The organism is Pseudomonas sp. H11T01, assembly GCF_048515765.1.
Classification (GTDB): Bacteria; Pseudomonadota; Gammaproteobacteria; order Pseudomonadales; family Pseudomonadaceae; genus Aquipseudomonas.
Map to the genome: position 1 here is coordinate 71,609 of NZ_JBLYED010000022.1, position 11,863 is coordinate 83,471.

13 protein-coding genes are annotated in these 11,863 nt (G+C 59.8%); 1 reads left to right on the plus strand and 12 read right to left on the minus strand.

What is annotated here, in order from left to right; genetic code table 11:
• Nucleotides 1–3 precede the first annotated feature (3 nt).
• Genes ACN1C3_RS25170 through ACN1C3_RS25180 form a run of 3 tightly spaced genes read right to left on the minus strand, consistent with a single transcriptional unit; the run spans nt 4 to nt 2,976 of the window.
• Nucleotides 4–870, minus strand: coding sequence for an alpha/beta hydrolase (locus tag ACN1C3_RS25170; RefSeq protein WP_419118450.1), 867 nt, complete (start codon nt 868–870; stop codon nt 4–6).
• Nucleotides 867–2,261: an aspartate aminotransferase family protein gene (locus ACN1C3_RS25175; protein ID WP_419118451.1), complete on the minus strand. Its 1,395-nt coding sequence runs from the start codon at nt 2,259–2,261 to the stop codon at nt 867–869. The genes ACN1C3_RS25170 and ACN1C3_RS25175 overlap by 4 nt, the downstream gene beginning before the upstream one ends.
• Complete coding sequence (locus ACN1C3_RS25180) at nt 2,254–2,976, minus strand: MtnX-like HAD-IB family phosphatase (RefSeq protein WP_419118452.1); 723 nt, start codon at nt 2,974–2,976, stop codon at nt 2,254–2,256. The genes ACN1C3_RS25175 and ACN1C3_RS25180 overlap by 8 nt, the downstream gene beginning before the upstream one ends.
• A 217-nt stretch (nt 2,977–3,193) precedes the next feature.
• Here ACN1C3_RS25180 and ACN1C3_RS25185 point away from each other — a divergent pair, with 217 nt between their 5' ends.
• Complete coding sequence (locus tag ACN1C3_RS25185) at nt 3,194–3,952, plus strand: MipA/OmpV family protein (protein WP_419118453.1); 759 nt, start codon at nt 3,194–3,196, stop codon at nt 3,950–3,952.
• A gap of 162 nt (nt 3,953–4,114) precedes the next feature.
• Here the strand turns inward: ACN1C3_RS25185 and ACN1C3_RS25190 are convergent, their stop codons facing one another.
• The 9 genes from ACN1C3_RS25190 to ACN1C3_RS25230 form a co-directional block, all read right to left on the minus strand.
• Nucleotides 4,115–4,516, minus strand: coding sequence for an EamA family transporter (locus tag ACN1C3_RS25190; protein ID WP_419118454.1), 402 nt, complete (start codon nt 4,514–4,516; stop codon nt 4,115–4,117).
• 46 nt (nt 4,517–4,562) lie between these two features.
• Nucleotides 4,563–4,937: an EamA family transporter gene (locus ACN1C3_RS25195; RefSeq protein WP_419118455.1), complete on the minus strand. Its 375-nt coding sequence runs from the start codon at nt 4,935–4,937 to the stop codon at nt 4,563–4,565.
• Nucleotides 4,934–5,854, minus strand: a complete 921-nt coding sequence (locus ACN1C3_RS25200) for an arginase (protein ID WP_419118456.1) — start codon at nt 5,852–5,854, stop codon at nt 4,934–4,936. Before ACN1C3_RS25200 ends, ACN1C3_RS25195 begins: the two co-directional genes overlap by 4 nt.
• 159 nt (nt 5,855–6,013) lie before the next feature.
• Nucleotides 6,014–6,343 (minus strand): GlpM family protein, encoded by a 330-nt coding sequence (locus ACN1C3_RS25205; RefSeq protein ID WP_419118479.1) that lies wholly within the window; start codon nt 6,341–6,343, stop codon nt 6,014–6,016.
• Nucleotides 6,344–6,373: 30 nt separating this feature from the next.
• Nucleotides 6,374–7,699, minus strand: a complete 1,326-nt coding sequence (locus ACN1C3_RS25210) for a sigma-54-dependent transcriptional regulator (RefSeq protein ID WP_419118457.1) — start codon at nt 7,697–7,699, stop codon at nt 6,374–6,376.
• Nucleotides 7,696–9,597, minus strand: coding sequence for a sensor histidine kinase (locus tag ACN1C3_RS25215; protein WP_419118458.1), 1,902 nt, complete (start codon nt 9,595–9,597; stop codon nt 7,696–7,698). The genes ACN1C3_RS25210 and ACN1C3_RS25215 overlap by 4 nt, the downstream gene beginning before the upstream one ends.
• Nucleotides 9,598–9,709: 112 nt before the next feature.
• Nucleotides 9,710–10,444, minus strand: a complete 735-nt coding sequence (locus ACN1C3_RS25220; protein WP_401116171.1) for an amino acid ABC transporter ATP-binding protein — start codon at nt 10,442–10,444, stop codon at nt 9,710–9,712.
• Nucleotides 10,441–11,112 (minus strand): amino acid ABC transporter permease, encoded by a 672-nt coding sequence (locus ACN1C3_RS25225; protein WP_419118459.1) that lies wholly within the window; start codon nt 11,110–11,112, stop codon nt 10,441–10,443. The genes ACN1C3_RS25220 and ACN1C3_RS25225 overlap by 4 nt, the downstream gene beginning before the upstream one ends.
• A complete protein-coding gene (locus ACN1C3_RS25230) occupies nt 11,112–11,858 on the minus strand; it encodes an amino acid ABC transporter permease (RefSeq protein WP_419118460.1) in 747 nt (248 codons plus the stop codon). The genes ACN1C3_RS25225 and ACN1C3_RS25230 overlap by 1 nt, the downstream gene beginning before the upstream one ends.
• Nucleotides 11,859–11,863 lie beyond the last annotated feature (5 nt).

Genomic DNA, 11,863 nt, shown 5'->3' on the forward strand with positions numbered 1-11,863 from the left:
AAGCTAGGCTAGCTGTCGAAAATCTTCGCGCGAGGTCTGGTTTAGGGAATGCTGTTCGATGAACTCTGCGCTCAACTCCACGACACGGCGGTATTGCAGGTCGACAGTGATCATGTGATAGCAATTGTCCAGCATGATTTTGGTCACCGGGCCACCGAGTTTTCGCTCGACATAATCGGCGTTCCAGCGGCTGGTGATGTCGTCCTCGATGGCGTGCAGCACCAGGGCCGGCGTGTTAATCGACGGCATGCGCTTTTTGACCACCGCGTTCATCCGGTGCAATTCGCGCACGGTGACGCCTTCCATGGTCAACAGTCCGGCGTTGCTGCTTTCACCTGCCTTCATCTGGCGTTCGACGATGGCCCGCAGGCGTTCGTTCTTGATGCCATAGGGCGATTTCTCCTCGAAATTGCAGATGTGCACGCCGAACGGAATCCTCATCAACAGCGGGGTCAGGAACGCCAGCTTGTGGATGCTCCAGCCGTCGTAGCGCAGGGTGGTGGAATACATCAACAGGCCGCTGATCTGTCCTGGGTGCTCGGAGGCGATGTACATGGACATGACCGCGCCCATGGACAGGCCGCCGACGAACACCTGCTCGTGGCGCTGACGCACGCCGATGAAGGTTTTACGCACGCCTTCGTACCAGTCCTGCCAGCCGGTGGCTTGCAAGTCGCTGTTGTCCCCGCAGTGCCCGGCCAGTGTGGGCACGTACACCGTGCACGTCCCGCCCTTGACCAGGCCCTGGGCCACCCGACGGAGTTCCGTCGGGGTGCCGGTCAGGCCGTGGATCAACAAGACCCCGATCGGACCATTGCCGAGAACGAAGCCGGCGTTGCCTTCGCCCAGATCGATCTCTGCCATGTTCACCGCTTCATGGCCCGGTGCAGCAGACGGTCGAGCAGGGCCAGGCCCAGGTCGATTTCCGGGTAGCTGATTTCCAGGGACGGTGCCAGGGTGATGACGTTCTTGTAGTAACCGCCCACATCGAGGATCAGACCCAAGCGCTTGCCGTCGATTTCGATGTCGCCCTTCATGCCTTCTTCGACCATGAAGTCCAGGGTGGCCTTGTCCGGGGTGAAGCCATCCGGGCCGCAGATTTCGCAGCGCAGCGCCAGACCCAGGCCATCGACATCGCCGATGATCGGGTAGCGTTTTTGCAGGTCTTTGAGGCCTTCGAGGAAGTATTTCCCTTTGTTCATGACCATTGCGCCGTAGTCGACTTCGCTGGTCATCTTGAACATTTCCAGACCCACGGCCGTACCCAGCGGGTTGGAGGCGAAGGTGGAGTGGGTCGAACCTGGCGGGAAGATTTTCGGGTTGATCAATTCTTCTCGAGCCCAGATGCCGCCCAGTGGGTTGAGGCCGTTGGTCAGCGCTTTGCCGAAAACGATCACGTCCGGTTTGACATCGAAGTGCTCAATCGACCACAGCTTGCCGGTACGGTAGAAGCCCATCTGGATTTCGTCGACCACCATCAATATGCCGTGCTGATCCAGCACCTGCTTGAGTTCGCTGTAGAAGTTCATCGGCGGAATCACGTAGCCGCCGGTGCCCTGGATCGGTTCGACGTAGAAGGCTGCGTATTCGCACTGGCCGGTTTTCGGGTCCCAGACGCCGTTGTATTCGGTCTCGAACAAACGGGCGAATTGCTGCACGCAGTGGCTGCCGTATTCTTCCTTGGTCATGCCTTTCGGGCCACGGAAGTGGTACGGGAACGGGATGAATTGCGCGCGCTCACCGAAGTGGCCATAACGGCGGCGATAGCGGTAGCTGGAGGTGATCGACGACGCGCCGAGGGTCCGGCCGTGGTAGCCGCCTTCGAAGGCGAACATCAGGCTCTTACCGTTGCTGGCGTTACGCACGACTTTCAGCGAGTCCTCGATGGACTGCGAACCACCGACGTTGAAGTGCACGCGACCGTCGAGGCCGAACTTCTTCTTGGCGTCGACCGCGATCATTTCCGAGAGCTCGATCTTGCCTTTGTGCAGGTATTGGCTGGCGATCTGCGGCAGGGTGTCGATCTGCTTTTTCAGCGCGTTGTTCAGGCGCGGGTTGGCGTAACCGAAGTTGACCGCCGAGTACCACATTTGCAGGTCGAGGTAGGCCTGGTCGCTGGTGTCCCATACGTAGGAACCTTCGCAACGGCTGAAGATGCGTGGCGGTTCGATGTAGTGAACGGTGTCGCCGTAGGAACAGTACTTGGCTTCTTTTTCCAGAAGAATCTGGTCTTCTGCGGTAGCGATTCGAATATCAGACATGATGGAAGAGTTCCTGTTGTTCTGAAGAGTGTTCTGAAGAGTGTTCAAGCGAGAAGGCGTTGGCGTTGGCGGCGCTGCTGTTCGGCAGTTTGGCCAGCAACGCGGGGAGTTCGGCGAAGGAGTCGAAGCGGGCATGGGCGATGCCATTGCGTTCGCAATGCTCGGCCAGACGATCCTTGGCGAAGACGAAATCGGCGGAGGCGGCCACGCACATGTCGGATTGACCGTCACCGATCACCAGCACGCGTTTGCCTTTGGGCGTGGACTTGCATTTGCAGTTGCCGGAGGCGGCGCGGCAGGCGTCACTCGAATACGGGAAATCGATGCGCCAGCTGTTGTGATCGACCTGACGCAGGCGGTTGGCGAGGATCGGCAACAGGCTTACGTAGTTGCGCGCCAGGATCCGGGCGATGCCTTGCTCGATGCCGTCGCTGACCACTTCGATGGAGGCTCCGAGGCCCACCACGTGGTCGACGAAGTCCGGGAAGTCGGCGTCGATTTCGACGCTGTCGAAGAACCCGAGCAGTTCGGTGGGCGAGGCCTTGACCAGTGACAACTGCCGGCTCAAGCATTCACGGGAACCAATATGGCCAGACAACCACTCGTCTTCGATCGTTTCCCAGCTTGGGTCGGCGAAGCGTTGGAGGATGTTGTCGATCACGTCGGTGCGGGTGATGGTCCCGTCGAAATCACACACGATATGCCAGTCAATCATCTGCATTACCTATTGGGTAGGAGCGCGCTGTTGCGCATGCCAAGGGGGAGAGCAGGGACTGTGCCAAGTGACTGTGGCCCACCGCTGGCGGGCTTTGGCCGGTATTACAGGTGTTTGAAGCTACAATTTTTGTAGGTCGCTACAAACAACATGAGTGCTTGCGTGAGCAGGCGCGTTCGGGATTGATGCGCGTAGGTTCAGATAAGGAATGTGTTCCATGTGCAGGGTTACTTTCGCTTTGCTGGCCGGTCTGCTGTGCTTCAGCGCCGGCGCGTTGGCCGATGGCATCAAGGGTGAGGCTGGCCTCGGTATCAGCTATCAACCCCACGATCCGACTGGCAGTCGTTATGAAACGGTGCCGGTGCCGTACCTCGATCTGGACTGGGGGGATGTCAGCCTGAGCACAGACGACGGTTTGGTCTGGAATGCCTTCAAAGCCAACGGCTTTAGCGCGGGTCCGTTCGTTAATTACCTGCCGGGCCGCACCGCCAATGGTTCGTTACAAGGGCTGCGCAATGTGCCGGATATGGCTGAGGTGGGCGGGTTCATCCAGTACAGCCCGCAAGACTTCTGGCGGGTCTTCGCCCAAGTCGGGCAGGCCGTAGGCGGCAGGAGCGGTCAGGGCGGGGTACTGGGGCGTGTTGGCGGTGAACTGGGCTATCCGCTGGGTGCAGGGATTATCGGCAGCAGCAACCTCACCGCGCACTTCGCCGATGGTCGTCAGACCCAGACCTTCTTTGGGGTCAATGCCCAAGAGGCACAGGCCTCAGGAATCCGCGAATACCACGCCAGTGGCGGCTTGCAGAACCTGGCGCTGACCCAGAGCTTTGAGTTTCCTCTGGCAAGGCATTGGTCGCTGCTGACCAGTGCCAGCTGGATTCACCTGACCGGCTCGGCGGCGGACAGCAGCATCGTCAGGCAGGAGGGGCATGTGAACCAGGGCGAGGTGCAGGTGGTCGTTAGTTATAAATTCTGAAGATGACGAGGCTCTCGTAGCAGCTGCCGCAGGCTGCGTTCGGTTGCGCAGCAGTCGTAAACCATAGAATGCGGTTCGTCAGGCATATTGAGACGCCAGAATTGCGGCCGGTCCCCGGCCGAACGCAGCCTGCGGCAGCTGCTACAGGGGATCGTGTTGCTCTTATGCCTCTTTCCCCTCCGCCAGCAACGCTATTCCGCCAATAATCACTGCCACTCCGACCCAGTGCAGCAGGCTGATCTGTTCGCCCAGGCCCAGCCAGGAACCGAGCAGGACCCCCACAAACACCAGCGAACTCAGTGGAAAGGCCAAAGACAGGCTGCTGCGGCGCAAGATCAGCATCCAGACGAAAAACGCGCCGATATAGCAGACGATGGCCAGCAGTACACCTGGATTGACGGCCACGGCCAGCAGCCATTGGATGCTGAACGCCATCTGTCCTAATTGATCGCCGCCGACTTTGGTCGCGATTTGCCCGGAACTTTCAAAACCGATCAACAACGCCCAGAGCACGATGGTGCCCAAGCGTCCGTGGAGCCAATCCTGCGCAGTAGCACGGGTCATTGCGGTGTTCCTCTTTTGTTCATTGATCGAGCTCATTGATCGAGTCTCAGGTCCCGGCGATACAGACCAGCATCACGCCCAGGGTAATCACCAATGTGCCGAGCCAGCGGCGCAGGCTGACGGTTTCACCCAGGATCACTTTGCCGACGAATACCACACCGCAGTAAGCCAGTGCCGCCGCCGGAAACAACAGGCTCAGCGGCGCGCGGGACAGTGCCTCGAGCCAGACGAAAAACTCGATGACATAAGCGCCGATACCGCACCAGAGCAGCGGCGCGTTGAACACTTGCCCCCAGAAGGCATTCAGCCGGAAGTCGCCTTCAAGCTCAGGCAAACGGTCCAGGCCGAGCTTGAAGCAGAGCTGACCGATGACGTCCAGAACAATGGAGAAAGCCAACAGCAACGTTACGGTCAAAGTCACGGGAACAGTTCCTCAAACAGCGCGATCAAGGCTTGATTGGTTATTGAATTGCGCAGCAAATCCGCTTCGCTCCAGCGCTCGGCGGGCGGTTGATCGGACTTGGCTTCCCAGCGTTTGAAGGCATTGCTGAACACAGGCACCGCGAACTCACCGCAGACGTCGATACCGACGACTCGTTTGCCCGCGGCCAGTATGCGCAGGGCTTGCAACAGGTGCGCCAGGCGCATGCCGCCCTGATCCCAGTTGGTCGCGGCGTCTTCGCTGGCGAGCACGTCCTTGTCGATGGTGATCCAGATCGCTTCGGTCGGCAGGCTGTGGATCAGCTGCGCGAGGAACTCGGGCCAGTCAAGATCCGCGAGGTTGCGCCAGTGCAGGAGGTTCTCTTGTTGGCGATGACCGGCGCCATCACCGACCCGGCCCCAGACCTTGGACGGTGGGTGTTGCCAAGGGAACAGCTGCAGATCACCGCGTCGCAGGGCACCGAGGTTACCGCCCTTGAGCTGCGGGTTTTGCAGGTCATCGCTGCACGGACCGAGGGTCACGATGCGTTTGACGTTTGGCAGCTTCAATGCCCGGTTGACCCACGAACCGCAATGCCGACGTGGCGCGAAGTGCACCCAGTCAGGATGGTTGTCGAAGTGGATCAGGCTGACCGGCTCCGTCAGGTCGGCGAGAAAGGCTGGGGTCAAGTGATGGTAATCGCCTGAGCCGACAAAGAAGATTTCCGGCTGCGGGCCGCTGTGTTTGGGCCGCTGCCGCAGGCGTTCGGCGAAGCGCCGGTAGTTTTTTTCGCTGGACCACAAACGCAGTTTCGGCCCGAGGTCGAGCAAGTCCAGACGCCTGGCGCGGCCACTTTCCAGCAATCGAGCAATAGGCGCCTGAGCCGTCAGGCTGTGGTCGAGATCTAGAATATTCAAGGCTTGGATTCACCCCAGGCAGCCCCCCTCAGACACCGGCTTCATCGATCATGAATGCAGGCCGAGCGGGCTTTTCAGGGTAAATGCAAGGGACGGGCCAGCATTGGATTCGGATCCTTTGGTCTGGTGCCGATCATGTAGCTTGCTCGCGAAGCAATCTCAGGCGTGAAACCGAACCCAAAGTGTCACCAACACCGTCGCCGCCATCAACCACGCCACGGCGGCAACGGCCAACGACAACTCCAGACGCAAGCGATCGACCATCACATACAAGGTCGCCAGATAAATGAAGTAGGGAATGATCGACCACATGCCAAACACGATGGTGGTCTTCAGGTCATCCAGCGAGCGGCCCTTGCCGACGATGTAGTGGGCGATCAGCGCGAAGGTCGGAAACAGCGGTACCAGCCCGGCGATGTAGTAGTTCTTGGTTTTCGCCAGAGCGGCCAGGATGAGCACCACGGCGGCGCCCAATGTCGCTTTCAACAATAAATCCACAATGTACTCGCAGGTGCAGGGTTAGTGGCTCAGTCCGTATTTCTTGACCTTGTCGAACAGCGTGGTCTTGGCCATTCCCAATTCCAGGCTGGCTTGAGTCAGGTTGCCGCCGCTGCGCTGCAAGGCGTCGTTGAGCAGGTTGCGCTCGAAAGCCTCGACCGCCTCGGCAAACCCCAAGCCTTGGCTGACGTTACTACCGGACTTTTTGAAGGCCGGCAGGCCAAGGGCGAAACGTTCGGCGACGTTGCGCAACTCGCGCACATTACCCGGCCAGTCATGGCTCATCAGGTTCGACAGAGTCTGGTTGTCCAGTTCCGGTGCGGTGCGGTCAAAGCGCAGGGACGACTGCTGCAGGAAGTGTTCGAACAATTGCAGGATGTCTTCGCGGCGTTCACGCAGCGGCGGCAGTTCCAGGGTCACCACGTTGAGGCGGTAATACAGGTCGCTGCGAAACTGACTGGCCTTGCTCAACTCATCCAGGTCGGACTTGGTCGCCGCAATCACCCGGCAGTCGACGGCGACGCTCTGGTTCGAGCCGAGGCGTTCCAGCGTGCGCTCCTGCAACACCCGCAGCAGTTTGATCTGCAGGTTCAGCGGCATGCTTTCCACTTCATCGAGGAACAGCGTGCCACCGTGAGCGTGTTCGATTTTGCCGATCCGTCGTTTACCAGCACCGGTGAAGGCGTTGGCTTCATGGCCGAAGATTTCGCTTTCGAACAGGTTCTCCGGCAGACCGCCGCAGTTCAGTGCGACAAATTGCTGAGAATGGCGGCGGCTAAAATCATGCAGGCAGCGCGCGACCAGTTCCTTGCCGGTACCGGTCTCGCCTTCGATCAACACGTTGGCCGAGGTGTCGGCGACGTTGGCGATCAGCTCGCGCAGGTTTTGCATGGCCGGTGAGCGCCCGATGATCCGACCTTCCAGCGAATCGCGTTCGGCCAGTTGCCGACGCAGCGACCAAACCTCCAGGGCCAGGCTGCGTTGCTCCAGTGCACGTCGGGCCACGTCCACCAACCGCTCGGGAGAGAAGGGTTTCTCCATGAAGTCATACGCGCCTTTTTGCATGGCGCCCACCGCCATGGAGATGTCGCCATGGCCGGTAATCAACACCACGGGCAGGCTGCGATCGCGGGCCTTGAGGCGGGTCAGCAATTCCAGGCCATCGATGCCTGGCAAGCGAATGTCGCTGATGACGATCCCGGCGAAATTATCGCCGACTTGCGCCAGGGCTTCCTCGGCGCTGCCGACGCCAATGCAGGGAATATCTTCCAGGGTCAGGGCTTGCTGGCAGCCGAGCAGGACATGGGGATCGTCTTCGACGATCAGCACGGTAAGGTCGTTGTTCATATTGGCTCGGCTTGAAGGGGGCTTACCAACGGTAAACTGAGGACGAAGGCGGTACCACCGCTGGCCGGGTGTTCGACGCCCAGATTGCCGCCGGTAGCGGCGGCCAGGCTCGCCGACAGGGTCAGGCCGAGGCCCAATCCCTGTTCGCCGGGTTTGGTGGTGAAGAAGGGTTCGAACAAATGCTTGCGCGTCTCGGCGTCGATGCCGTGGCCGTTATCGCGCACCCGCAGCCGGTATTTGCCGTCGACAGTTTCGCCTTCCAGCCACAACTCGGGCAACGGTTGCGCCTGCATGGCGTCCAGTGCGTTGCCGATCAAGTTGACCAGTATCTGCTCCAGACGGGTTTGGTCGATCTGCACCTGCACGTCACTGAAATCGCGGTGCAGTTGCAGTTCACTGCTTTCCAGCCGGCTGCCGAGTAACTGCAAGGCGGCGTCGACGGCTTTGCCGAGGCTGGCCTGGCCCAGGTCATCGCCGCGGCGGGCGAAGGAACGCAAACTGGCGGTGATGCGACCCATGCGGTCGATCAGCTCGTTGATGGTCTTGAGGTTGGCACTGGCGGTGTCCAGTGCACCGCGCTCCAGGAAGCGCACGGTATTGCCCGACAGCGTGCGCAGGGCCGCCAGCGGCTGGTTCAGTTCATGGGCAATGCTGGTGGACATCTGGCCGATGGCTGCCAGCTTGCCGGCCTGCACCAATTCATCCTGGGCGCGGCGCAAGGTTTCTTCGGCCTGGCGCCGCTCGCGGATCTGGCTCTTGAGGCGTTCGTTGCTGGCGCGCAGGTCGGCCGTGCGTTCGGCGATCTTGCGCTCCAACTGGTTGTTGGCTTCTTGCAGGGCTTCGCGGGCTGCGAGGCGGGTGGCGATGACCTTGCGCCGTTCGTTCCATGCAATCAGCAAAAACGCGACCAAGGCAAACGCCACGGCCACCAGAATCCCCTGATTGATGGCTTCGCGCCGCAGGTCTTGCAGGGGCGTCAGCAGGGTGAAGTTCCACGGCGTATCGCTCAGCGGCCGGGTCTGCGACAGGTAACTGATTTCCTTTTCATTCGACACCAGTTCGGTGTTGGCCGGGAAGGTCAGTTTCTCTACGCCTTCGGCCAGGTGTTCGCGGGCCAGCGGTTGCAGTTCGTTGAGCGGGAACCAGTAATACTGCAGGCTGCGCGCCAGCCGCTCCTTGGTTTCATCACTGAGCGGACGAACCGATTTTAGCCGTCGTGCGGGATCACTGGAGAGGATGATGATGCCGTTTTCGTCACTGACAAAGGCTTCCAGGCGCGCCCGTTGCCAACGCTCTTCCATGGCTTCGAGGCGCACTTTGACCACTGCGACACCGATGATCTTGCCTTGCTCTTCCAGGCCGTGGGCCAGGTAATAGCCGGGTTCGCCGCTGGTGCTGCCGATGCCATAGAAACGCCCTGGCTGGCCACGCACGGCGTTCTGGAAATAGGCACGGAAGGACAGGTCTTCGCCCAGATAACTGTCGAAGTCACGCCAGTTACTGGTGGCCATCACCCGGCCGGTGGTATCCATAATGTAGATGGCCCGACTGCGGCTGCGCCGGTTCAGGCCTTCGAGGTAATCATTGACCGTCTGCCGGTTTTCCGGGGACGGGTCAGCCAGCAGCTTCGAGACGCTGGACTCGAGCTCCAGCAGGCTGGGCAGGTAGGTGTATTTGCTGATCTCGCTTTCGACGGCGCGGGCGTGCAGTTCCAACTGACGCTCGCCGTTCTCGCTGAGGGTACGAATCCCGTAGTGCTCGCTGACCCAGAAGCCGACATAACCCAAACCGATCATCAACAGGATGATCAGTGGAGGCAGGAACAGATGGCGAATCAGGCGGGGTTTCACGGCGAGTGATGGCGGCGCGGCGCGATAGAGAGTGGGGTCGCATTTCATCACAGATGCCTTGGGTCAACCAGAGCTCTTACTAGGGAGCCACCACCGGCCCCTGTGGGAGCGAGCTTGCTCCCACAGGGGATGTGTGTGGCATCCAGCAGTTGTCCGGTTTTTAGTGCTGCAAAATCTTCTCGAGGAAGTGCTGGGCACGGTCGGAGCGGGCGTTGATATCACCGAAAAACTCTTCTTTCTTGCAGTCTTCGATGATCTTGCCCTGGTCCATGAAGATCACCCGGTCCGCCACTTTACGGGCGAAGCCCATTTCGTGGGTCACGCACATCATGGTCATACCTTCATGAGCCAGTTGCACCATCACGTCGAGTACTTCGTTGACCATTTCCGGGTCGAGTGCCGAGGTCGGTTCGTCGAACAGCATGACGATCGGGTCCATTGCCAGCGCACGGGCAATGGCCACACGTTGCTGCTGACCACCGGAGAGTTGGCCCGGGTGCTTGTGGGCGTGGGCCGAGAGACCTACGCGTTCAAGCAATTGCAGGCCTTTCTTGGTGGCTTCTTCCTTGCTGCGGCCCAGCACCTTGATCTGTGCGATGGTCAGGTTTTCGGTAATGGTCAGGTGCGGGAACAGCTCGAAATGCTGGAACACCATGCCGACCCGCGAACGCAGTTTTGGCAGATCGGTTTTCGGGTCGGCGATGGAGGTGCCATCGACCACAACGTCACCTTTCTGGAACGGTTCCAGAGCATTGACGCATTTGATCAGGGTGGATTTGCCGGAGCCCGACGGGCCGCACACCACGATCACTTCGCCTTTTTTGACCTCGGTGCTGCAATCAGTCAGTACCTGGAAGTCGCCATACCACTTGTTGACGTTCTTGATAGAGATCATACGGCAAACCTTTTTTGTAGACGCTTGACCAGCTGCGAGGCGGCAAAGCTGATTATAAAATACACCAGACCTGCGAAGACCAGGAACTCATTGGAGCGGCCGATGATGTCGCCACTGGCGCGCGAAGCATTGAGGAAATCCACCAGACCGACCGCGTAGACCAGAGAGGTGTCCTGAAACAGGATAATGCTCTGTTGCAGCAGCAGCGGGGTCATCTTGCGGAACGCTTGCGGCAGGATGATCAACCGCATCATCTGGCCGTAGCTCATGCCCAATGCCTGAGCAGCACCCATCTGACCTTTGGGGATCGACTGCACGCCGGCCCGAACGATTTCGCAGAAGTACGCCGCTTCGAACATCATGAAGGCCACGATGCACGAGGCGAAAGCGCCGATCGGGGTGTCTTCGCCGGTGATCCAGCGCAGTACGAACGGCACCGCCAGGTAGAACCAGGTGATGACCAGCAGCAGCGGGATCGAACGGAAGTAGTTAACGTAGGCGCCGGCAATGTTCGACAGCAGTTTATTGTGGGACAGGCGCATCAGCGCCAGGATCGTGCCGAGGATGATCCCGCCGGAGACGCCCAAGGCCATTAGCTTGAGGGTCATCACCATGCCGTTCCACAGGCCCGGTGTGGCCTGGACGATTCCACTGAAATCGAAGTCCATTATTTACCCCCCACGGAAATCAGACCGGGCACTGCGACCTTCTTCTCTACCATACGCATCAGCAGCATTAGGCTCATGTTGAGGGTGAAGTAGATCAGGGTGGCCAGTGTGAAGGCCTCGAACAGGTTGGCGGAGAACTCGGCGGTCTGCTTAGTCTGCGCGAGCAGCTCCATCAGGCCGATCAGCGAGGCCACGGAGGAGTTCTTGAAGACGTTGAGAAATTCCGAGGTCAGCGGCGGAATGATGATCCGGTAGGCCTGGGGCAGCAGCACGTTCCAGTAGATCTGCGGCAGCTTGAAGCCCATGGCGCGAGCGGCGGCTTCCTGGCCGCGAGGCAGCGCCTGGATACCGGTACGCACTTGTTCACAGACCCGTGCGGCAGTGAACAGGCCCAGACACACGACAACGCTCAGGTAAGCAGAGGTGGTCGGGTTGAGGTCCTGCTTGTACCACTCCTGCAGGTTCTCCGGCAGCATGTCCGGTACCAGGAAGTACCAGATGAACAGCTGAACCAGCAACGGCACGTTACGGAAGAGTTCGACGTAGCAGGTCGCGATGCCCGATACGATGCGATTCGGTACGGTGCGCATGACGCCGAGTATCGAGCCCAACAGCAAGGCGACAATCCAGGCCACCACGGCGATGGCAATGGTCCAGCCCAAACCTGCGATGAACCAGTCGAGATAAGTCTCGCTGCCCACGCCGGTGGACTTGAAGAACACGCCCCAGTCCCAGTTGTAATTCATTAGGG

Bases quoted from the DNA above. Each gene is read 5' to 3' on its own strand.
- ACN1C3_RS25225 (WP_419118459.1), bottom strand. From the start codon at position 11,112: ATGGACTTCGATTTCAGTGGAATCGTCCAGGCCACACCGGGCCTGTGG.
- ACN1C3_RS25185 (WP_419118453.1), top strand. From the start codon at position 3,194: ATGTGCAGGGTTACTTTCGCTTTGCTGGCCGGTCTGCTGTGCTTCAGC.
- ACN1C3_RS25180 (WP_419118452.1), bottom strand. From the start codon at position 2,976: ATGATTGACTGGCATATCGTGTGTGATTTCGACGGGACCATCACCCGC.
- ACN1C3_RS25175 (WP_419118451.1), bottom strand. From the start codon at position 2,261: ATGTCTGATATTCGAATCGCTACCGCAGAAGACCAGATTCTTCTGGAA.
- ACN1C3_RS25190 (WP_419118454.1), bottom strand. From the start codon at position 4,516: ATGACCCGTGCTACTGCGCAGGATTGGCTCCACGGACGCTTGGGCACC.
- ACN1C3_RS25210 (WP_419118457.1), bottom strand. From the start codon at position 7,699: ATGAACAACGACCTTACCGTGCTGATCGTCGAAGACGATCCCCATGTC.
- ACN1C3_RS25220 (WP_401116171.1), bottom strand. From the start codon at position 10,444: ATGATCTCTATCAAGAACGTCAACAAGTGGTATGGCGACTTCCAGGTA.
- ACN1C3_RS25230 (WP_419118460.1), bottom strand. From the start codon at position 11,858: ATGAATTACAACTGGGACTGGGGCGTGTTCTTCAAGTCCACCGGCGTG.
- ACN1C3_RS25215 (WP_419118458.1), bottom strand. From the start codon at position 9,597: ATGAAATGCGACCCCACTCTCTATCGCGCCGCGCCGCCATCACTCGCC.